Below are 21,324 nucleotides of genomic sequence, written 5' to 3'. Positions count from 1 at the left end.
GACTTCATCTCGGCTTGGAGGTTTTTCGTGTACAAGCTCTCATTATTCTTCGTCCTTGTTTTAATGCTCGGGACTGCCGAGACACTCGCCCAGCAATACATCTACGACCTCAATGGCTTTCGCCTTCGGCAATACCGCGAGGCCGTTTTCAACGAGCTCGGCGAGCCCGCCCAGAACGGCGCAATGGGCGACAACATGGCCTATGAGGCCTTCCACCTGAGCGAAGAGCCATTCGTTTATATCGTCTTTCAATATCGGCTGCCCTTTGACGGCCTAGTTTTCAGCATCCAGATTACCGGCGACGACCCGCGTGTCGATCTTGGCTTCCGCGGCCTCCGCTTCGGCTCAAGCGAACAGGATGTGATAAAGGCCCTCGGACAGCCCATAAAAAAGATCGACGTCGGCGAGCGAGGCACTCGTTGGGAATTTGATAAGGCCAATTTCTCCGTCGAGATAAATACCGAAAAACGCCTTTCGAGCGTCCGGATAATGGACGACGAAGACGTCGTAACTCTCCCGGACCCGAAGGCGATCCCCGAGTTTAAGGATCTGGTCAAGACTCTGAACTCAGGGACGAACGCCGAGCTTTCCGAGCTGCTTGCGCCGGACATGGAGCTCTACGTTGACGGCAAGGCGAGCTTTTTCGGCCGTCGTCTCCGGAGCGAAGTCGCGTCCGATACCTCCAAGATCTTTGCGAACATCCGCGATCTTTCAAAGGAACTCGCGAAGGTCGATCCCGCCAAGGCAGATGAGTATGAAGCAAACCTGCGGCTTCGGTTGGGCTCTGACCCGATGCACGTCATCAAGTTCGAAAAGACCAAGAAGGTCCGCGAGATCGTTCTGAAGTGGAACGGCAGACGCTGGCAGCTTTGGGAGTTTGATGCCGGTCGGCCCGTGCCTGAAGAGGAGTTTGATGAAGCAGCGTATGTCCCGCGGAAGCTAGCGGATTTTGCCGCAAAGCTCGGGCCCGTGACAGAAAACTCACCGAAGTACGCTCTTTATGACCGGGAGAAGAAGCCGGTGCTTATGATCCCGGCGGACCCGAACCGCTCGCGTGCCGTTGTTCGATTTACCGGCGAGACGCGTCCGCTGCCAAAGGCGAGAAAAGACCTCATCGAATACTCGCTAACGATCTTCGGCCGAGACAAGACGGCTGCTGCGGGCTACGCAACGGAGATCGGCGTCACCGAGGACGGCAAGAAATACTGGCTGCTGATCGATGCAAAAATGCTCGAACGGTTTCAGAAGGAAATTGGGAAAGGCAAGACAGTTCGCGTTTTTGTGAGCTGGATCGGTATCACCTTTTCAGGCGAAGATCGCGACCACGTGCTTTTCGTAAATGAGTTTGAGAGCGAAGAGCCCATCGGCCTGCCGGTCGCCGAAATGCGGGGCGTGCATATCAGTCCAGAACATCTGCAACCACCGCAGCGACCTCTTTATGGATCTCTTCGACCGAGCCGTTTGCATCAATGACCTGAAACCGCTGCGGCTCGCGTTCCGCGATCTTTAAATAAGCAAGCCGCACGTTCGAGTAAAACTCCGCCGTCTCGCTGTCCATCCGGTTTCGCGATCCGCCTTCCGAGTCGCGGCTACGGAGCCGCTCAAGCGCCTTCTCGACCGAAATATCAAAAAAGAGCGTAAGGTCGGGTTTTAGTCCGCCGGTTGCAAATTTCAGTATCGAGGCGACAGTCTTTTCATCGAAGCCGCGTCCCGCTCCCTGGTAAGCCGCGGTCGCATCTGCGTAGCGGTCTGAGATAACTATTCGGCCCTGTTCGAGTGCGGGTTTGATCAGGAGTTCAACGTGCTGGGCACGGTCGGCGGAGAAAAGCAGAAGCTCGGCACGCGGTGCGACCGTCTCTTCAGTTTCGAGAAATGCCTCGCGAAGCCGACGCCCGAGCGGTGTGCCGCCGGGCTCGCGGGTCGTGATTATATCGACCCCGCGAGAGCGCAAGTCTGCGGCAAGTCGCTGCAATTGCGTTGACTTTCCGCTTCCGTCAATACCTTCTAACGTAATGAATTTTCCGCGCAAAAAGATGTACTAAGCTTCGGCCCGCGTCCCGTGCGAAATGGTCGAAACGGCGTGTTTAAATACTAAATAATCCTGCCCGCCCGAATCGAAAAGTACCGAGAACTTGTCAAAGCTCTTTATCCGACCGGTCAAGGTGGTACCGCTTAGTAAATGGATAACTACCGTCGCTCTCTCGCGTCGCGCCGAGTTCAGAAATGCATCCTGAATATTTTGGGCGGTCGGTTTTTCCATAGCTTTTTCTCGTTTATCTGCTTAATTTAGCGGTCTATTTTCTGAGTATAGCAGATTTCAAGCCAGTCTCAAGGATTTCTTGCAAAATGCGCAGTATTTCAATGCAATATACCAAATATAAGGTAATTATGACCGCCTGTCCAAACGGGTCAGGAGTTCATCAAGTACATTTTTTTCGCTGCCAAAGCCGCGCAACCAGATCGCGTCCTCTTCCTTGCGAAACCAAGTCCATTGCCTCTTAGCATAGTTTCGGACGTCCTGCTTCGACTTTTCGATCGCACTTTCAAGCGTCCGCTCGCCCCGAAGAAACTCGCAAACCCGCCGATACGCGTGTGCCCCAAGAGCGTTGCCATATTGGTTTACGCCGCTCTCTAATAGATGTTTCACCTCGTCGATCAGTCCAGCATGGAAATGAGCCTCGGTTCTCAGGTTTATCTTTTTGTAGAGACCTTCCCGATCAGGGTCCAATACAAAGAGCCGGATCCGAGATGCAAATTCGGGCGGTTCGGCCCGCTCGTGCCGAACCTCGGAGATCCTCTCGCCGTTCTGGAAAAAATGCTCAAGCGCACGCATCACCCTGACATAATCGTTCGCTTCGAACTCATCGGCGGCCGCGGCATCGACCCGCCGAAGCATCCGATAAAGGTGATCATTTCCACGGTGGGCGTGGATGTCCTTGAGCCGCAGGCGAAGAGTTTCATCCGTCTTTGGGCTTTCAAAGAGGGGTCGCCTTAGCGTTCGAAGGTAGAAGCCGGTTCCCCCGACGAGTACCGCCAACTTGCCGCGAGCTTCGATCTCGCGGATCTTCTCTCCGGCATCGCAAGCCCAATCGGCCGCCGTGTAATTCACGTTCGGATCGACGTACCCAATTAGGTGATGCGGAACGCCGTCCATCTCGGCCTCGGAAGGCTTAGCGGTCGCGATCTTAATGCCGCTATAGACCTGCACAGAATCGAAATTTATGACCTCGCCGCCGAGCCGCTTCGCAACGCTTACGGCCAAAGCGGTCTTGCCGGAACACGTCGGGCCCGAGATGGCTATGATCGGCTGATGCGGATTTGGATCCATTGGCGGAAGCGGGCTCAGAACGCGGCTCTTAAAACCGCAACGAAAAGAACGGCCGCGAGCACGATCAGCGCACCTTCGACCTGTTTACGGGAAAATCTCATTTCATCTCAAAAACAAGCGATGGGTTCATCTTGAACTGCAGCATCTTCGCCGTCTCGCGGCCGCCGTCGCCGCCCTTTCGCTGCATCGTGATCCGGCCGATCTTAAGGTTACCGCTGCGGGTGATCTCGACCGGCCCTTCCGCGAAAAAGCGTATCGCTTCATCTGTTGTTACGATCTTCCACCGCGTTTCGCGGCCCGGCTTCCAGGCGACCATGAAAAGGTCCGCTCGGCCGGTTCCCTCGCCACGAAGCAGGTCGGCGATGATCCGCTCCTTGTTTGCCCGAAAGAATTCGACGACCGCGATTCGGGCCTCTTCGGAAATCTCCGTCAGGAACATCCGCTCTGGCCTTCGCGTCTTCCCGACCGGCGGGTCCTCACCGAGGTAAAGCCGAAGTCCAGCGACCACGCCGGGCGGCATCGCCCACATCTTCGCGTATTGCCGCAGCCAGCGTTTGTCGATCTGATTGAATCCATTCGGGCTGCTGACCAGCTTGATCGAAATGCCGTGCCGCCGCGGCGTCCCATCGTTCTTGGTCACGGTCACGACCACATCAGCTTTCTCGCCGTTCGGCTTCGCCGCCGAGACATCCTTGATCGCCGATGTTTCGTAACCAATGGCCGTTAGCCATGCCCGGGCGTCCGCATCCTCTCGCCAGTTGATGAACTTGTCGCGAATGTCATTCTCATTCCGAAACCCGCCCTTCGCCGTCGCCGATCCACGCTCCGCCGCAGCCTTAGGTGCTTGGGCGCTGACGACCATAAACGCCGCCGTAAGTAGCAGGACCGCGACAGCCGTGAAAAGACGTCCACAAATGTTAATTCGGCTTCGCAATGAATTCTCCAATGCCGTTGAGCAGCATCTGTACGGCAACTGTGATCAGCAGCATTCCCATCAGCCGCTCGACTGCGACCAAGCCCTTCTCGCCGAGGAAGCGTGCAAAATAGCCCGAGAAATAGATGATCACTGCCGAGGCGAACCACGCGATCAGCACCGCAAGCAGCCACTCAGGCCAGCGGCTGGGCTCGCGGCTCATCAGTAGCAAAGCCGTCGCCATCGCCGAAGGGCCGGCCACATAGGGAATGGCCAGCGGCACGATGAACGGCTCGCCTTCGACGTCCTCCTCAAGCGAAGCATCCCGCCGCGGAAAGATCATCTTAAAAGCGATGATCATCAGGATGATGCCGCCCGCGGTCGTCAGCGCCGTCTCCGAAAGCTGCAGGAGCCGTAAAAGATACTGCCCAAGGAAAAGAAACCCGACGAGCACGACGAGCGCGATCAAAAGCTCCCGCACGACCACCAGCCGCTGCCGCTTCACTTCGACCTTCTTAAGCGTCGTCATAAAGAGCGGGATGTTCCCAAGCGGGTCCATCACAAGGAAAAGCAAAAGTGCAGCGGAGAACGTATCCATTGGGGCAATTGTAGCCGAAAACGAGTTTCTGTCGAATCCTGCCCGGACTTCCAGAAGAGAACAAGGAACCTGACCTATAATGTCAATCGCAGATCTCGATCGCTCGCCCTAGGTCGCGATCGAGACCTATCGGGTTGTGCTCGTTGGTTTCGATTTGGACGAAATTCCGCGGCCTTGGTTTTCCAATAAAAATCCGGATTCGGCTTGACACCGGTCGCTGCTTGCTGAGACAAGCCCGATTAGCCCATCGTTAAGCCCTGATCAGAAGCCGACATTACGGGCCCCTTCGTGGTGACCTACAAACGCCGAACAGATCCTCGTTAAACGTCAATTGCGTTCGCTCCAGATCTAGGTCCTTGAGCGAAAAGAAGAGCCTCTGTTGGATGCGGGTGATCTTCCCTTCTTTCGAGTTTTGTTTAACGACCTGAACGAACGAGAACCCCTTTTGAAAAATCTATAGGTTCGATGGTCTCTCTCCAGCTCAGCGATTTCACCCCCACTTCCCGGATGGGAGGACCGTTCAAGGTTCATTGCTCGCGAAGGCAAACTCGATTTTTTTCATTACGATGCTTACGCCTCCTCGAAGATCGAGGTGGACCTCAAGATGTTCAAGTTCGTTGCTAGGTTCCGGCTTTTTGTCAATACTATTTGTCTTACCTACTGTTTCTATCTCGAGCCTCACGAAAAATAAGAGGGCTATCAGAATGAATAACTTCATCAGAAATTCTCCCTGTACTCAAGAAATACCAGCCACGATCAGTAAGCCTTTGTGACCTCGACTCCGGTGTAGTAGTGCCGGATGATGTCATCAAATTTTACGCCCATTTTTGCCAGCCCGAAAGCACCGTATTGGCACATGCCGACGCCGTGGCCCCAGCCGCGGCCGGTGAACGTGTAGCTCGTAACGCGGTCGCCCGAGTAGCGCTTGTCGATAACGAATAGCTGCTCCCGCAGCCGCAGTGCCGAGCGGATCCGCCCGCCTTTCAGGGTCTTTGTGCCGTTCGAGCCGATGATCTCTATTTCGGTCGCCCGACGCGAGTAGCCCCGAGTTTTTACGTTCACATCGTAGAGCGTCCCGATGCCGCGGACGTATCGCGAGAGCCTTTGCTGGACCGCACCGGCCGAGAGCGACTCGCGCCAGTTGGTAAATGGCGACGCATTTTCCGCAACGGTCGGCGTGGTCGTCGGCACGATCTCGAGATACCAAACCGCACCCGAGGCATCCGTCTGATATCGAACCTCCTCGCCGCCGACGAGTGCCGCCTCTTTCACCTGATACATATCCGTACCGAACTGCCGGAAGAGAAAAACGTCCGGCCTGACCGCAAGCGGCCTGTCCGTCCGCCCGACGCGGAGCACGAGCTTGCCGTCCACTGAGGGCCGCGTCGTCCCGCTCTGAAGCTCTGGCATCCACTTCTGTTTCTCGAGGACCTGCCGGATCAGCCGCAGCATCTTGCCTCGCGAGAACGGCCGGTTCGGCTGGAGCGTCAGGTCCGGCCGCAAGGTAAAATAACCGTCGCGCATAAGCATCGCGATCTCCGCCCGGCGGTTCAGCGGTATCTCGCCCGCATCGTCAAACGCAAGGTGATAATTCACGTCCGAATCGCTCATCAGCGCATCCGGCGTTCCGGGCGTGTATAAAAAGCTGCTCAACAACGCCGCAAGCTCGACAGGCTTTGCTGTGTTCACGGTCACGTTCGGAAACGTCTTCCCAAACCGCCCGGCGAGATTGTTCATCCAGTTCGATATCTCGCCGACGGTCGGAGCGTCCTCAAACCATTCGTCGCTCATCTGATTCGCCGTCAGCGAATATCCGTTGACCGCCAGCATCGACATCAGCCGCACGAGTTCGACGTTCGCTTCGTCGCGGAGCTTTGCCGGAACGCGGGCCGTCCGAATCATGAACGGCTCAAAATGCCGCCGCCCTTCAAGCGAACACTCAACCCCGCGAAGATACGGCTCGCCGTGCTCAAAAATGTTCTCCGAGTTCTCCGTCCGCCCGCCGCAGGTCGACGTGTAATACGCCATTATCGGCTTGCCGCCGTGCGTCGCGATCATGCCTGCCGTCTCGCGGACCGCCCGCGTGCCCATCGCGGTCTCGATCGAAACGCCCTTGTAAACCTGCGACCAAACGTCCGGCCTTACGTCAAAGCCCTGCGTCGCAAAGCCGTTGATGTTCGCCACCGCGTAGGTACGAGCGGCAACCGCCTGTGCCTTTTGCGCCTCGATCGCCGGGAGAGAAAGCTCCGAGGGCACTACGCCGAGCAGGTACTCCTCAAGCGGCACTACGTTTACGACCGTCAGCGAACCGCGGGCATTTACGAAGACCTCGATCTTGCCGCGATACGCCTTGCCGTTGAGCCGCACCGGGTTCGCCCGCTCGTCAAACGAACCGAACGAGACCGCCTTGAGCGAGCCATATTTCGCCTCCGCGCTAGCTCCGTTTACTATCACCTCGCGAAGCCCGGGCACAATGTCGTCGGCACTCGCCGCCGGAGCGCTCGAGCCCGTCGGGCGGATCAGGCTCCGCACCTGCGAGCGGCCCGCCGTCCGAACCTGCTGCGAGAGTGCCACCGCATCGGGCGAGACCACCGTCCGCTTTTCGGTCCGAACCGCGACATCCGCAAATCCATTCTCCGCGAGCTTTGCCTTAAAAGCGTCGGCCTCTTCCTTTGAATCAATCGGCTCGCCGATCCAAACCCGCCAAGTGTTCGTCGCGGTGTCGATGCTGGCGATCGCCGGCTCCCCCGTCGACTCGCGGACGTCGCTCGCGATCTCGCTCGCCTCGGCCGAACTCGCAATATTCTGTATCTCAAAGATGAATTGCTCGACCTCGCCGGGCCTGTAAGCCCGTGCCGAAACCGTCACGCGGTTCGTCGCCAGAAACCGCTCAGCCTCATCCGGCGAGCGGGCAACAAGCTGCGTGTCCGGCGTAGTTATCGTCACCGAAGCCACATTCGTCATCAACCCAACGCGGATCATCGGCTCGCCCGGCAGGAGCGGAAAACTCAAAAAGCCCGCATTGGCGGGAAGAGCTACGAGCACGGCAATAATTATGGTGAAAAAGAGCTTTTGAGGTCGCACAAATTTGATAGTACCAGATTATCGCCCGGCGCTTTCAGTCATATTGTTCGAAACCTAAACCCGCCGTCGAGCGAACACCTTTGTATGACCGCAACCGCAGGCAGACTCGCCGCAGATCACTTCCCGACCAATCTCGCCTCGATCCTCGACCGCGTTGAACGCATCGACCCCGTTCGCTACGCGCAGAGTCGCAATTATATCGATGGCGCCGTAACGCGGCTTTCGCCGTACATCTCCCGCGGTGTGATTTCGACCAAGTACGTGCTCGCGCGGACGCTCGAACGCGGCTACGAACCGCGGCGTATCGAGAAGTTCATTCAGGAACTTGCCTGGCGTGAATACTATCAGCGGACTTGGCAGGTCAAGGGCTGCGAGATCGACCGCGACCTTCGCTTTCGCCAGCAGAGCGTCGCGAACAATGCAGTGCCGCGTGCCATCACCGAAGCCGCGACCGGTATCGATGCGGTCGACATTGCCATCAATGAGCTTTACGAGACCGGCTATATGCACAACCATGCCCGCATGTACACGGCCGCCATCGCTTGCAACATCGGCCGTAGCCACTGGCGCGAGCCCGCCCGCTGGATGTATTACCACCTGCTCGATGGCGACTGGGCGAGCAACGCAATCAGCTGGCAATGGGTCGCCGGTGCGGCGAGCTCGAAAAAGTATTACGCGAATCAGGAGAACATCAACCGCTATTGCCACACGCGGCAGTCCGGCACTTTCCTCGATGTCAATTACGATGAGTTCGAGGAAATGCCCGTTCCCGAAGTGCTGCGGCCAACGAGCATCCCGGAGCTCGAAACGAAGCTCCCCGAGCCGAAAGATCTCACTCTCGCCGCCGATCGCCCGACGCTGATCTATAACAGCTACAACCTCGACCCCGCGTGGAAAAGCGGCATGGAAGTGAACCGCGTCCTGCTGCTCGAGCCCTCGCACTTCCGACGTTATCCCGTCTCGCCAAAAGTCATCGAGTTCGTCCTCGCCCTTGCCGCGAACATCTCGGATATACAGATATTTGTCGGTGAGTTTGATGAGCTGGCGGCAAAGATCAGCCGACCGATCATCTTTAAAGAGCACCCGTTCAGCCGCCACTACCGCGGAACCGCCGAGGATCGCGACTGGATGTTTAGCGTCGCCGGCTACTTCCCTTCTTTCTTTGGATTCTGGAAAAAATGCGAACGCGAACTTGCGGGAGCGCAGCTCAGCTTGGGATTCTAGCCTTATGCGTATCGATCACGAACAACTTGCCGCACTCGACCGGATCTACCGGCTGAATATCATCAACTCCGTCTCCGGCATTAAGCCCGCGAACCTTATAGCGACCCGCTCGGCCGACGGAATTTCGAACGTTGCGATCTTCAGCTCCGTTGTCCACCTCGGCAGCGATCCGGCATTGCTGGGCTTCATCGTCCGCCCGGCCGGAAGGCTCCCGCGAAACACCTACGAGAACATTCTCGAGACCGGCGAATACACCATCAATCACATTCACCCGGCGATGATCGAGCGGGCCCACTACACCTCTGCAAAGTTCCCGAAAGACGTGAGTGAATTTGAACGCTGCGGCCTGACCGAAGAATACACCGAGGGCTTCGCCGCACCTTTTGTGCAGGAAAGCACGCTCAAGCTTGGTATGCGGTTTGAAGAGGAGATCCCGATTCGCCGTAACAACACAACGCTCATCATCGGCTCGGTTAGGCTCGCCATCATACCCGAACACGCCGATTCCGGCGAAGGCCACCTCGACCTCGAAGCGACCGAAGCCATAGGCATCTCCGGCCTCAACACCTACTACCGCCTAAGAAAACTAGCCCAATTCCCCTACGCCCGCCCCAACAACGTCCCGCCGGACCTTTAGTTCCTTATCGCGTCGGCGTTCGGCGATGTTGGCGGGTTGTGGCAAAATAGCGAAATGGCAGCTTTCCCCGTCTCTGAGAATGTCGCCCGGATGCAGGCTTCCTCCACGCTCAAGGCCGCACAGGCCGCCGCCGAACTGCGGGCGAAAGGCGTTGATGTGATCGACCTCTCGGTCGGCGAACCCGATTTTGACACGCCACAGTTCATCAAGGACTACGCCATCGAAGCTCTCGGTAAGGGCCTGACCAAATACACTGCGAGCTCGGGTCTTGCGAGTTTTCGCGAGGCGATCGCGAATTTCTACAGCCGCCGTTTCGGGGCAAGCGTGAACCCGGCGGAGATCGCCGCCGCCTGCGGAGGCAAACAGGCGCTCTTCAACGCCGCGGCCTGCATACTCAACCCCGGCGATGAACTCCTCACCCCGCGGCCATATTGGGTGACGTTTCCGGAGATCGGAACCTTCTGCCGTGCCCGAAATGTCTTTATCGATACCGAAGAAACGGACTTTATCCTAACCGCCGATCAGGTCCGCGACGCCATTTCGATACGGTCGAAGCTGCTGATCATCAATTCACCAAACAACCCGACTGGCCGCGTTATCCCGCCGGACGAGATGCGGCGGATCGTCGAGGTCTGTGCCGAACGCGGCGTTTATGTCCTGACCGATGAGTGCTATCTGCTCTTCGTTTATCCGCCGGCCGAGGCTTATTCGCTCGCTTCGCTCGATGCGGAAACGAGAAAGCACGTCTGTGTTGCCGGAAGCTTCTCGAAGACCTATGCGATGACCGGCTGGCGCTGCGGCTATACGATCGCGAATCCCGAATGGACGCGGGCGATGATCAAATTGCAAAGCCACTCGGCGACGCACCCGACGTCGTTCGTTCAATACGCCTGCGGAAAGGCGCTCGATGATGCAGAGCGTTCGCGGGTGGCGGTCGAGACAATGCTTGCCGAGTATGAAAGGCGTCGGGCGTACCTGGTACCGGCGCTCAATGAGATCCCCGGTTTCAAGGTCTCGGTGCCCGAAGGCGCGTTTTATGCGTTCGCGGATGTGCGGGCGTTGGTAGGGAAGCGTTGGGCGTCGTCAGAGAAGTTTGCAGAGAGCTTGCTAAAGGACGCTCACACGGTGGTCACGGATGGTGCCGGTTTTGGCGCCGATGGCTTTATTCGTATCTCGTACGCGACCTCGCTCGAAAATCTCGAACGGGCTATCGCAAACATCAAACAGGTGATCGAACGGGCGTGATCAGCCGCCGGTCATCAGCAGGCCGATCTCCTCAATTGTTGCCGTTCGCGGATCTACCTCGCCGACGATCTTTCCATCGCGAATGACCAGCAAACGATCGGCCAGGGCCGTCACTTCTTCCAACTCAGCAGAAACCAGCAGCACCGCAGCACCGCGGTCGCGAAGCTCGACCAGTTTACGGTGGATGAACTCGATCGCCCCAATATCGACGCCTCGGGTCGGCTGAGAGACAAGCAGCAGCTTGGGCTCGAGTTCAAACTCGCGGCCGATTATCAGCTTTTGTTGATTGCCGCCGGAGAGCGACCTCGCCGCAAGGCTTGGATCGGTCGGGCGAACATCGAACCGCTCGATAATGCCCGAAACGCGAGCAGCGACCGCAGCGGAATCGATAAACCCCGCAGCGGCGATCGGTGGTTTGTAATGCGTACCGAGGATGGAGTTTTCGGCGAGGTCAGAGTTCTTTAGCAGGCCTCGCTTCAACCGATCTTCCGGGATATGGCCGATGCCGAGTTCCTTCACCTCGCGAGCATTGGCGTTCGTGATGTCGCGGCCGGAGAATTTGATCGAGCCCCCAGTGGGTCGAATGAGCCCGGCAAGGCATTCGATCAGCTCGGTCTGCCCGTTGCCCTCGACGCCGGCGATGCCGACGATCTCGCCCGACCGGACGCTGAACGAAACATCCTCGACCGGCGGGCCGTGCTTTCGCTCGATCCGCAGGCCCGAGACCTCAAGCACAACATCGGCGGGATTTGCCTCGCCCTTCTCGACACGAAGCAGCACATCGCGGCCGACGATCATCCGGGCAAGCTCGGCACTGTTCGTCGTTGCCGTCTCGACCGTCCCGACGACCGTTCCATCTCGCATGACGGTCACTTTGTCCGAGATGGCGAGCACTTCCTCAAGCTTGTGCGTGATTATAACGATGGTCTTGCCCTGTTCCTTCATTCGGCGAAGAATGGCGAAAAACTCGGCAACTTCCTGCGGCGTCAGCACGGCGGTCGGCTCGTCGAGTATCAGGAAATTTGCATTGCGGAAAAGCGCCTTAAGAAGCTCAACCCGCTGCTGTGCTCCAACCGAGAGATCTTCGATCAATGCGTCCGGATCGACGTTGAGTTTGAGCTCGGCCGAAAGCGTGCGGACGCGCTCGCGGGCCTCATCAAGGTCAAGCGAAATGGCCGAGCCCGTCTCGGCACCGAGGATGATATTCTCGGCGACGGTCATCGTATCGACCAGCATAAAGTGCTGATGCACCATGCCAATGCCGAGTTCGATGGCGTCGTGCGGCGTGCGGATATTTACCGGTTTGCCGTCAAAGCGGACCTCGCCTGCGTCCGGCCGGTAAAGCCCATAGACGATCTTCATGATCGTCGATTTGCCGGCACCATTTTCACCAACAATGGCGTGGATCGTCCCCTTCTCCACCGAAAACGAAACGTCCGCGTTAGCGACACAATCGCCAAAGGCCTTCTTGATCTGTTTAACTTCGAGCATTCTACTTCCCTAACTCCGGTTCCGTATCTGTTGTTCCAACCTGCGAGAAATGAAAAACCCTGCCTCGATGATGCGATCGAGCGTGTCATTGATGTCTAGCAAACCACGCTCACCCGCCGCCTCGATCAACCCAAGCGTGCCGATCACCCTCAGGCCCCGTCGGGAAGCGATGGTCCGGCCCGCGAGATCATCGATCACAATGCCATCAGCAGAAAGTTCTTCCGCGAGCAAGATGGCTGCCCGTTCGCCCGGATCGATCTCGGCCAGATCTTCGTCAATCACTACGCTTGGGGTGCGAATCGAAAGCCAATCCGGGACGACCGCCAAATAGTCCTTTATCTTTTGCGGCGTCTTTTCAGCCTGAAGTTCACTAAACACTTCTGTCGGTATAACGATCTGCCCAAGCAGTTCCGGCAAGATGCGGGCTTCATCGATCAAGATCAGATAATGAAGTGGAGTAGTGTCTGAGATGATGATCATTGATCGAGGAGTTCTTTCAGATCATTACGCTCTCTTTCAAGGTCCTCAACCGGATAATCTACCCATGGTATGCCATGCTTGGCAAGAAACTCGTGCACTTCAAAACGGCTCTCGAAACCAAGCATTTCCCTGATCTGAAAAAGCGAAAGTTGTCCGGATTGGAATCCTTCCAGAGCAACTGTTTCGAGCACCTGCCGCCCCAACTGAGGCCGCGGCAGATTAAAAACACTTTCGGGTATATTGACCTGAACCGACATGACCTGATTTTACATCAATTAATCCGATTTGGGCGCCATTGCGTCCGTGACCTTGATCTCGCCGGCGATTATCTTCGCCTTTGCGGCTTCTACTCGTTCGAGCAATTCGGCGGAGACGAGCGAACGGTTGAAATCATCAAGCGAATAGGCGACGCCGTCCTTGTCGAGGCCAAAGACGTGGAAGCCGCCCTGAAAACGCCCTTCGAGCACTTCCTGCACGGCGTCGAAAACCGCGTTATCAACCCGCTTGACCATCGAGGTGAGCACGAAACCGGGCTTGACCATATTCTGGTTCGAATCGACGCCGATGACGAACCGATTCGCCTCGCCGTCGGCGTTTTTCCCGAATTGCTCGACCGCATCAAATGCCCCGAGTCCCGAGTTGCCCGCCGCTGTGAAGATCACATCAGCACCCTTTTCTATCTGCGAGAGAGCCAGCTCGCGGCCCTTTCCGGGATTGTTCCATGCATGGTCAGTCACGCCGACGTAGTTCGTCACGACGCGAATATTCGGGTTTACGGCCTTCGCCCCTTCTTCGTAACCCTTGTTAAATCGATGAATAAGCGGGATGTCCATTCCGCCCAAGAAACCGAGCACGCCGGTCCGCGACTTGGCCGCGGCGATCATCCCGACGAGATACGAGCCCTCGTGTTCGCGAAATACAAGCGAGGCGACATTGCTCCGCGGCGTCTTTCCATCGGCCTCAAAGATAACGCCGTCAACTATCGCAAACTTCACATTCGGGTAGTCAAAAGCCACCTTCTGCATAATCGGCCCTTGAGCAAAGCCGACGCCGATCACGAGGTCAAAATCCTTCTCGGCAAACGCCCGCATCGCCGGCTCGATCGATGTTGGGCTGCCGGGCTCAACGTCGTAAAGACAAACGCCAAGCTCACGCTCGGCACGCTGAACGCCTTCCCACGCCGCTGCGTTGAACGAGCGGTCGTTCTTGCCGCCGATATCGAAGACGATGCCGATCTTGCCCCGGCACCCCTCGCGGGCCGCCTCATTTCGAAGTGCGCAAGATGACGTGAGCATCGCGGCAGCTGCTAAAAGGACTGAAAAAATTAATGCTTTGCGTTTCATTTTCTTCAAACAATACCGTGGACAAGCGGCGAAGGTGTGACCGGTGTTTCCGCTATTTTATACGCAGCCCGCAACTTCTCGCTAACGCAATCGGCGTCTTCCTCCGTGCGGGAATAGAGCACTCCGAGCACATCGCCCTCGCGGACCTCGCGGCCGACCTCGGCAAAACACTCAAACCCGACGTTAAAATCGATGCTGTCCTCGGCATGTATCCGCCCGCCGCCGATCGCAACCACCGACTCGCCGATCGCCAGAGCATCCGCCGCCTCGAGCCAACCGGAACGCTCGGCCTTTATCTCAAATGCCGTCAAGCCTTTACCGCTAAACGGATCGATTTCCGGTATCGATCCCGAATCGCCGCCCTGCAGCATGCAGTTCTCGATGAACCGTTCGTAAGCCTCGCCGCTTCCGAGCTTTGCCTCGGCGAGTGTCCGGGCATTCTCTAGGTTTCCTTCGACGCCCGCGAGCACTATCGCCCGTGCCGAAAGCTCGAGCGAGAGTTCGCGTGTCGGTTCGGCAAACTCAAGCGGCTCATTCCGCAGGATCTTCACGCACTCATAAACTTCGCAGATGTTTCCGGCATAGCGGCCAAGCGGGCGGCCCATCTCGGAAACAACCGCCTCGGTCCGGACGCCGAAATTACGTCCCGTCTGCACCATCGCCTCGGCCAGTCGCATCGAATCTTCGATGTTCGGCATAAAGGCTCCGCTGCCCGTTTTTACATCAAGAACAAGTGCATCGAGCCCCTCGGCCAATTTTTTTGACATTATCGAGGCGACGATCAGAGGGATATACGGCACCGTCGCCGTCGCATCGCGGAGCGCATAGAGCTTCTTGTCAGCCGGAGCGATATCGGCCGTCTGGCCGGACATTGCGAAACCGCATTTACTGATTATCTCTCGAAAACGGCCGGTTGAAATATTCACATCGTAACCGGCGATCGCTTCAAGCTTGTCGAGCGTCCCGCCCGTATGGCCGAGCCCGCGTCCGGAGATCATCGGAACAGCGATGCCGCATGCAGCAAGGATCGGAGCAATGATCAGCGAGGTCTTATCGCCGACGCCGCCGGTCGAATGCTTGTCTGCCTTCGGGCGTGGGATGTCGGAGAGGTCAAGAACCTCGCCGGAATGGAGCATCGCGTAAGTGAGGGCGTTCTGCTCTTCGTCGCTCAGGCCGCGGGTGAACATCGCCATCACCATTGCAGAGATCTGATAGTCCGCCCACGAGCCGTCGCAGACGCCCGCGATAAAGGCATCTATCTCAGAACGGGAAAGCTCGCCGCCGTCCCTTTTGACCGCAATTATCTCCTGTGGCCGCATCGTTTACGCAAAAAGAAAGCTGCCCAAGTTTCGCACAGGGGCAGCCCGCAAGTCCATTTCGACAAGTTTCAACCTGCCCTTTCCAGAAGAATCACCGCATCGGCCCGCAGCGCTTTCCGCTCCCCGACCGCATCGACCGCTTCACCGGTCTTTGCCTTTACGCTGACGTTCTCGATCGCGGTTTCCAAAAGCCCGGCGAGGTTTGCCCGCATCGCGTCGATATGCGGCCGAAGCTTTGGAGCCTCAAGGTGAACCGTGCAATCAAGATTCGCGGCCGTATAGCCTTTCTCGCGAGCGAGCGAGACTGCGTGCGAGAGAAACACCGAGCTCGAGGCGTCCTTCCAACGCTCATCGCTATTAGGAAAATGCGAGCCGATGTCGCCTAGAGCAAGTGCACCGAGGATGGCGTCCGTCACCGCGTGAAGCAGAACGTCCGCATCGCTATGCCCATCGGCTCCAAGGTCCGATCCGATCTCAACGCCGCCAATGATCAAAGGCCGGCCCTCGACCAGCCGGTGAACATCGCTCCCTTGTCCGATGCGGTATCTCATACTTCCGTGCCCGCGGCGAAGAGAGCCTCGGCGATGACCAGATCGAGCGGGGTCGTTATCTTTATGTTTCGCGGGCTACCGGCGACCGAAAGGACCTCTGTCCCCGACTCTTCGACCAGGAAACACTCATCCGTTACCGCCTCGCCGAGAACGGCTTCGTTGTAGGCTTCCTTTAATACTTCGTAACGAAAAACCTGCGGAGTCAGTGCTCGTCGTAACTCACGTCGGTCGAGCGTCCCGACGACATAAGCCCCATCAACGACCTTAACCGTGTCCGTCATCTGAGCGGAAAGGCAAGCCGCTCCGTAGTCCGCGGCCGCACGGATGGTGCGTTCGATCTCGTCTTCCGAGACCAGCGGCCTTACACCGTCGTGGACAGCAACTATCTCTGTCCCTTCGGGCACAGCAGAAAGCCCGGCATGAACCGATTCCGAACGCGTCTCGCCGCCGGCAACGATCTTCCGGAGCTTCGTCAAGCGTTCCTTCCCAAGCACGGCTTCCGTCTCCTCGAGAAAATCCGCCGACGCCACGACGACTATTGCATCGATCATCGGCGACGCTTCGAATATCAAAACCGTCCTCGCGATGATCGGCTTCCCCGCAAGTTCTAGAAACTGTTTCGGCCGGTCCGCCCCAAAACGGGAACCCGAACCGGCCGCAACTATAATAGCTGTATTCATTTAAGGAGACGCGAGAGGCTACTTCACCTGCTCGATTATCGTCGATTGGCGCAGGTCGCGGGTCGCCCGCTTGAACCCGAGCGAACGCGAGTCATGTATAACGCTGTCGCCGCCCTGTTCTTCTTTCTCTTCCCAGAGCCGGCCGAAGATCATCTTGCCGGCCGTCGTCTGCAGCACACTGGTCACGGCGATGTCCGCCGTTTTGCCGATAAGCTTGCGGGCATTATCGATAACTACCATCGTCCCGTCGTCGAGATATGCGACGCCCTGGTTATATTCCTTGCCTTCTTTTAGCACGAAAACACGCATCGCTTCGCCCGGAAGCACGACCGGCTTGAGGGCGTTGGCAAGTTCATTGATATTAAGCACCGCGACGCCGCGAAGCTGGGCGACCTTATTAAGGTTAAAGTCGTTGGTAACTATTATTGCGTCAAGGCTCTTGGCAAGCTCGATCAGCTTTAGGTCAACTTCCTTTACCGACGGAAAATCCGTCTCGATTATCTGCACATCAAGCTTTGTGTTGCTCCGAAGCCGCTGGAGCATATCAAGCCCGCGGCGGCCGCGTTGCCGCTTTGATGAATCGGCAGAATCCGCCACCTGCTGCAACTCGGTAAGAATAAAATTTGGTATCACGAGGCTGCCGCCCAAAAAACCCGTTTCCGCGATGTCCGCAATGCGGCCATCGATAATGACCGAGGTATCGAGAACCCTAAAATCAAGCTGCGGCGTCTTATCAGCAAAAATGCCGCCAAGTGCCGAGAGGTCAAGATAATCGCCCTTCGCCGCACCGACCATCAGCCCGACATAGCCCATAAAAAAGGCCAGCGAAATGGTCAGAAACGTCTGCATTTCTGCCGGGACCGCTTCCACCTTTTGGAAGGCGATAAGAATGCCGATCAGGAAAGCTCCGATGATGCCAAGAATGGAACCGATCGCGGCGCCGATCAGCGTCTTGAGCGAGGCTCGGCGGACGCGGATCTCAAACGCAATAACGAGAATGGCGATCAACCCTCCGAGGGCGGCCGAAGCGAACTTCCGGGTGGTGAAATCGATGTCGCCCAACCAAGTGGTAAAGGCAAGCGGGTTCAGGAGGAAACCGACCACCGCGAGCAGGCCGATAAAGGCTAGTCTAATGATCAAAACGTCCAGTTTCATCGGTAAAAGTCTATCACGAAACCTAGATCAGCGTTAAAGTTCTGTTAACCGGCGGATCACCTTATTTTTATCGTTTCTCCGCGAATGGCTTTCGACTCGCCGGAGAGCAGAAAAAGCACGACCCTCGCAACGTAGTCAGGTGCCGCGGCATCTGCCACGAAAGCGACGGAGTTGACCTGAAAACGAGCCGGAAGTTCCGCCCGAAGCCGCACCGTTGCCGCTTCGATCGGCTCAACGCCGCTCATATCCGCGAGCCGATAAACATTGACGATCCTAGCCTTCGGCCGCGGCTCCATCAGCCCAGATGCAGCCTTGATCATGCCCTCCGCCGCTACGATGCCGTCATCATCGCCGGAAAACACGTTCACTAAAAGGTCTAATCGCTCGAATTTTTCATCAACACCTGCCGCAAGTGTCTTCGCACCTTCGGCGGAAGCTCCATCAGCATTTATCGCGGAAGCAAGCGTACCCATATCAAGCAGGTCATCGAGCCCATTTGCCCCTTCGCCTCCGGGGTCGCCAACGATGACATAACTCCCCTGAAGCGCGAGCTGAAGAGCCGCTGCCCGCCCGACCGGGTCGTTCCCATTGGTAATCAGCGAGACCTTTTCCGCAAATGCGTGGATCGACGTGACTTGCACACATAGAGAATAGCGGATTCCGGCTCGCATTGAGAAAGGTAAAGGGTGTGAATCCGTTCGGGTATCTGATACGATTCCCTTTGCGTGAAACGTTTCCTTCGAAAATTGCGTTTAGCAATTCCTCTGCAGGTCGCCGTAGCTTGCCTTATCCTTGCGCTCACCGCATCAGCCTCGCCCTATTTTACGCTTGAATCCGGCAGGATACTTCTCGGCGGCACGGCCTACGACACGCCCGACTACCAGACATACATCGATTTCGCCATCACCGGCCGAAGTGCAAACCCGAACCGCCAGCTTACGTTTACGGCCAATTTACCTTTCAGCGTATATCTTGATCACCCCGTACAGCCGGAAGGCGATTTCGTTTACACGGTCGTGATGCCTTACAATCCGAACCAGTTGAGCATCAATGGCGAGCCGCGTTATCCGGTTTGGTTTAATGAAACCAATTGGACGATCCGTTCATCGGCCGTGACGCCCGAGGCGACCGGAAATTCTCCGGCGGTCATAACGATAACCTCGCCATTCACAATGTCGGGTGTAACGCGGGGCTACGGGGCTTATCCGCTCGCCCTGCGAACTCGAGGGAGCGGAACGGCCACGATCAGGTTCGAGAAGATCGAGGGCCGCTACTACTTCCGCGAGGCCGAATATACGTTCGAAAGCCCGCGGCTGCTTGACCGCAAGGATAATGGCAAAGTCCCCTTCAACCATCTTCGTTTGTCAGAACTGCGGTGAGTCCGCCCGAAAATGGCTCGGCCAATGCCCGGGCTGCCGCGAGTGGAACACGCTTGTTGAAGAGCGCGTCCGAACCGCTGCCGTCGCCAGCCGAAGCTTCACCGGCCGCGCAGTCGGGGCAGCACCGCTTGCCTATTCAAGCATTGAATCGCAGGACGACGCACGGACGACCGCCGGCATTGCCGAGTTTGACCGCGTGCTCGGCGGCGGCATCGTTGCGGGTTCGCTCGTGCTCATCGGCGGCACGCCTGGCATCGGCAAATCGACCATCGTGCTCCAGATCGCCGACCGGATGACCGCCGCCGGCGAACGCGTTCTTTACGTCTCGGGCGAGGAAAGCGAGCGGCAGATAAAGCTCCGCGGCGAACGCCTCGGCATCTCGGCAGATGGCCTCTTTGTCCTGCCCGAAACCAATCTCGAGTCGCTCCTAGCACAGACCGCCGAGCTGCGGCCCACGCTCGTCATCATCGATTCGATCCAGACCATTTTCAGCGAGCGCGTCGAATCCGCACCCGGCAGCGTTTCGCAGGTCCGCGAGGTCGCCGGCCAACTGATGCTTTTTGCCAAGAGCACCGGAACATCGATGTTCATCACCGGCCACGTGACCAAGGACGGCTCGATCGCCGGCCCAAAAACGCTCGAGCACATCGTCGATACGGTGCTCTATTTCGAGGGCGACCGCCACCACAATCACCGCATCATCCGGGCGACCAAGAACCGCTTTGGGGCGGCAAACGAGATCGGTGTTTTTGAGATGACCGGAACCGGGCTAGTCGCCGTCGCGAATCCTTCGGAGCTTTTTCTGCAGGAACGTCCCGCCGGAGCAAGCGGCTCGGTCGTCACGGTGGCGATGGAAGGCACACGCCCAATGCTCGTCGAGATCCAAGCTCTCGTCAGTGGAACAAAGTTTGGCACGGGCCGCCGAATGACGCAGGGCTTTGACCAGAACCGGGCGTCGCTGCTGATCGCGGTGATGGAAAAACGGCTCGGGATGCAGCTTTCCGGCGACGACGTTTTTATCAACATCGCCGGCGGGATCGAGATCGATGAGCCCGCGGCCGACCTCGGCGTTATTGCCGCGATCGCATCGAGCTTTCGCAATCTCGAAGTGCCGCCGGAAACGGCCGTTTTTGGCGAGATCGGCCTGACCGGCGAGGTCCGCGGGGTCTTGCAGGCACAGGCTCGTGCCCGTGAGGCGCAGACGCTCGGGTTCAAGAAGCTCATCCTGCCCGAATCGAACCGAAAGGGCCTTGAAAAGCTTCTCGGCATCCGCGTCGTCGGCGTTCGCACCCTTGAGGAAGCGATCGGGGAGCTATTTTGAGTCAATTTGTCCGAACCCGAGACGAATTCGCGTCGTAGATGGTAGTTCCAATTCAATTCTTTGGAGTTGTCATACTATGAAAACCAAGTTCTACATCCTCGCCTTTCTCGCATTGTGTTTTTTCGCCGCCGATTCAAATGCCCAAGAAAGATCGGCCGCCGATGAACCCGCGAAAGCCCTCATCGACCGGATGACGACCGCCCAGGCCGGCTACGACCCGAAGACGCTCGACGCGATCTTTACGGCGGACTTCATTGAGATTTCGCCGGCGGGTGAATTCGACCCGCGTGCGAAGGTCATCGATTTCTATAAGCCCGAGAATGCGGCAAAGGCCGCCGGCATCAGCGTCACGGTCGATGAAGATTTTCGCTCGATCCGGTTCTACGGCGATACGGCAATCGTGATCGCGGAACTCTCATTCAAGATGACGCGAAACGGCACGGCCCTTCCCGTTCGTAAGATGATGCTCACCGCCGTACTTCGTAAAGAGAAAAAAACTTGGAAGATCGCATCAGCCCAATACACCGGCGTCCGCCCGCCCGCCGGAGCGGCGAAACCGCAGTAAATTGGGTTACA

23 protein-coding genes are annotated in these 21,324 nt (G+C 57.4%); 7 read left to right on the top strand and 16 right to left on the bottom strand.

What is annotated here, in order from left to right; all coding sequences use genetic code 11:
* Window positions 1-27: 27 nt before the first annotated feature.
* Window positions 28-1,473 carry a hypothetical protein gene (locus IPM21_12655; protein MBK9164731.1) on the top strand — a complete coding sequence of 482 codons (1,446 nt, stop codon included), beginning with the start codon at window positions 28-30 and terminating at the stop codon, window positions 1,471-1,473.
* On the opposite strand, the gene IPM21_12650 is transcribed toward IPM21_12655, so the two are convergent.
* From IPM21_12650 to IPM21_12620, 7 genes are all read right to left on the bottom strand, one after another.
* Window positions 1,400-2,029 carry a dTMP kinase gene (locus tag IPM21_12650; GenBank protein MBK9164730.1) on the bottom strand — a complete coding sequence of 210 codons (630 nt, stop codon included), beginning with the start codon at window positions 2,027-2,029 and terminating at the stop codon, window positions 1,400-1,402. The two genes, IPM21_12655 and IPM21_12650, sit on opposite strands and share 74 nt — an antisense overlap.
* A gap of 9 nt (window positions 2,030-2,038) precedes the next feature.
* On the bottom strand, window positions 2,039-2,260 hold the full coding sequence (hfq, locus tag IPM21_12645; GenBank protein ID MBK9164729.1) for an RNA chaperone Hfq: 222 nt from the start codon (window positions 2,258-2,260) through the stop codon (window positions 2,039-2,041).
* 126 nt (window positions 2,261-2,386) lie between these two features.
* A complete protein-coding gene (miaA, locus tag IPM21_12640; GenBank protein MBK9164728.1) occupies window positions 2,387-3,328 on the bottom strand; it encodes a tRNA (adenosine(37)-N6)-dimethylallyltransferase MiaA in 942 nt (313 codons plus the stop codon).
* A gap of 97 nt (window positions 3,329-3,425) precedes the next feature.
* Complete coding sequence (locus IPM21_12635) at window positions 3,426-4,262, bottom strand: type II restriction endonuclease (GenBank protein MBK9164727.1); 837 nt, start codon at window positions 4,260-4,262, stop codon at window positions 3,426-3,428.
* Window positions 4,246-4,839 (bottom strand): NAAT family transporter, encoded by a 594-nt coding sequence (locus tag IPM21_12630; GenBank protein ID MBK9164726.1) that lies wholly within the window; start codon window positions 4,837-4,839, stop codon window positions 4,246-4,248. The genes IPM21_12635 and IPM21_12630 overlap by 17 nt, the downstream gene beginning before the upstream one ends.
* A gap of 520 nt (window positions 4,840-5,359) precedes the next feature.
* Window positions 5,360-5,557, bottom strand: coding sequence for a hypothetical protein (locus IPM21_12625; GenBank protein ID MBK9164725.1), 198 nt, complete (start codon window positions 5,555-5,557; stop codon window positions 5,360-5,362).
* Between the two features lie 38 nt (window positions 5,558-5,595).
* Window positions 5,596-7,923: a SpoIID/LytB domain-containing protein gene (locus IPM21_12620; protein MBK9164724.1), complete on the bottom strand. Its 2,328-nt coding sequence runs from the start codon at window positions 7,921-7,923 to the stop codon at window positions 5,596-5,598.
* An 84-nt stretch (window positions 7,924-8,007) separates the two neighbouring features.
* Here IPM21_12620 and IPM21_12615 point away from each other — a divergent pair, with 84 nt between their 5' ends.
* Genes IPM21_12615 through IPM21_12605 form a run of 3 tightly spaced genes read left to right on the top strand, consistent with a single transcriptional unit; the run spans window position 8,008 to window position 11,029 of the window.
* Window positions 8,008-9,147: a deoxyribodipyrimidine photolyase gene (locus IPM21_12615; protein MBK9164723.1), complete on the top strand. Its 1,140-nt coding sequence runs from the start codon at window positions 8,008-8,010 to the stop codon at window positions 9,145-9,147.
* A gap of 4 nt (window positions 9,148-9,151) precedes the next feature.
* Window positions 9,152-9,784, top strand: coding sequence for a flavin reductase (locus tag IPM21_12610; GenBank protein MBK9164722.1), 633 nt, complete (start codon window positions 9,152-9,154; stop codon window positions 9,782-9,784).
* 54 nt (window positions 9,785-9,838) lie between these two features.
* Entirely contained in the window at window positions 9,839-11,029 is a 1,191-nt protein-coding gene (locus IPM21_12605; GenBank protein MBK9164721.1) for a pyridoxal phosphate-dependent aminotransferase, read from the top strand.
* Here IPM21_12605 and IPM21_12600 read toward each other — a convergent pair whose 3' ends face one another.
* The 9 genes from IPM21_12600 to IPM21_12560 form a co-directional block, all read right to left on the bottom strand.
* Entirely contained in the window at window positions 11,030-12,520 is a 1,491-nt protein-coding gene (locus IPM21_12600) for an ABC transporter ATP-binding protein (protein MBK9164720.1), read from the bottom strand.
* A gap of 9 nt (window positions 12,521-12,529) precedes the next feature.
* Window positions 12,530-13,000, bottom strand: coding sequence for a DUF3368 domain-containing protein (locus tag IPM21_12595; protein ID MBK9164719.1), 471 nt, complete (start codon window positions 12,998-13,000; stop codon window positions 12,530-12,532).
* Window positions 12,997-13,257, bottom strand: coding sequence for a UPF0175 family protein (locus IPM21_12590; protein ID MBK9164718.1), 261 nt, complete (start codon window positions 13,255-13,257; stop codon window positions 12,997-12,999). Before IPM21_12590 ends, IPM21_12595 begins: the two co-directional genes overlap by 4 nt.
* Window positions 13,258-13,275: 18 nt before the next feature.
* Entirely contained in the window at window positions 13,276-14,295 is a 1,020-nt protein-coding gene (locus IPM21_12585; protein ID MBK9164717.1) for a BMP family ABC transporter substrate-binding protein, read from the bottom strand.
* Window positions 14,296-14,348: 53 nt separating this feature from the next.
* Complete coding sequence (locus IPM21_12580; protein MBK9164716.1) at window positions 14,349-15,662, bottom strand: thymidine phosphorylase; 1,314 nt, start codon at window positions 15,660-15,662, stop codon at window positions 14,349-14,351.
* Between the two features lie 68 nt (window positions 15,663-15,730).
* Window positions 15,731-16,213 carry a 2-C-methyl-D-erythritol 2,4-cyclodiphosphate synthase gene (locus IPM21_12575; protein MBK9164715.1) on the bottom strand — a complete coding sequence of 161 codons (483 nt, stop codon included), beginning with the start codon at window positions 16,211-16,213 and terminating at the stop codon, window positions 15,731-15,733.
* On the bottom strand, window positions 16,210-16,893 hold the full coding sequence (ispD, locus tag IPM21_12570) for a 2-C-methyl-D-erythritol 4-phosphate cytidylyltransferase (GenBank protein MBK9164714.1): 684 nt from the start codon (window positions 16,891-16,893) through the stop codon (window positions 16,210-16,212). The genes IPM21_12575 and ispD overlap by 4 nt, the downstream gene beginning before the upstream one ends.
* An 18-nt stretch (window positions 16,894-16,911) precedes the next feature.
* Window positions 16,912-18,042 (bottom strand): TRAM domain-containing protein, encoded by a 1,131-nt coding sequence (locus IPM21_12565; GenBank protein MBK9164713.1) that lies wholly within the window; start codon window positions 18,040-18,042, stop codon window positions 16,912-16,914.
* Between the two features lie 62 nt (window positions 18,043-18,104).
* Window positions 18,105-18,719 (bottom strand): SDR family NAD(P)-dependent oxidoreductase, encoded by a 615-nt coding sequence (locus tag IPM21_12560; GenBank protein ID MBK9164712.1) that lies wholly within the window; start codon window positions 18,717-18,719, stop codon window positions 18,105-18,107.
* Between the two features lie 75 nt (window positions 18,720-18,794).
* Here IPM21_12560 and IPM21_12555 point away from each other — a divergent pair, with 75 nt between their 5' ends.
* The 3 genes from IPM21_12555 to IPM21_12545 all read left to right on the top strand — a co-directional run bounded on the left by IPM21_12555 (window position 18,795) and on the right by IPM21_12545 (window position 21,313).
* Entirely contained in the window at window positions 18,795-19,427 is a 633-nt protein-coding gene (locus tag IPM21_12555) for a hypothetical protein (GenBank protein MBK9164711.1), read from the top strand.
* Window positions 19,381-20,748 carry a DNA repair protein RadA gene (gene radA / locus IPM21_12550; GenBank protein MBK9164710.1) on the top strand — a complete coding sequence of 456 codons (1,368 nt, stop codon included), beginning with the start codon at window positions 19,381-19,383 and terminating at the stop codon, window positions 20,746-20,748. Before IPM21_12555 ends, radA begins: the two co-directional genes overlap by 47 nt.
* 76 nt (window positions 20,749-20,824) lie before the next feature.
* Window positions 20,825-21,313: a nuclear transport factor 2 family protein gene (locus IPM21_12545; GenBank protein ID MBK9164709.1), complete on the top strand. Its 489-nt coding sequence runs from the start codon at window positions 20,825-20,827 to the stop codon at window positions 21,311-21,313.
* The last annotated feature ends 11 nt before the right edge of the window (window positions 21,314-21,324 follow it).

The organism is Acidobacteriota bacterium, assembly GCA_016716435.1.
Taxonomy (GTDB): Bacteria; Acidobacteriota; Blastocatellia; order Pyrinomonadales; family Pyrinomonadaceae; genus OLB17.
The sequence above is the reverse complement of the archived record's forward strand: the minus strand, read 5'-3'. Positions and strand labels throughout refer to the sequence as shown.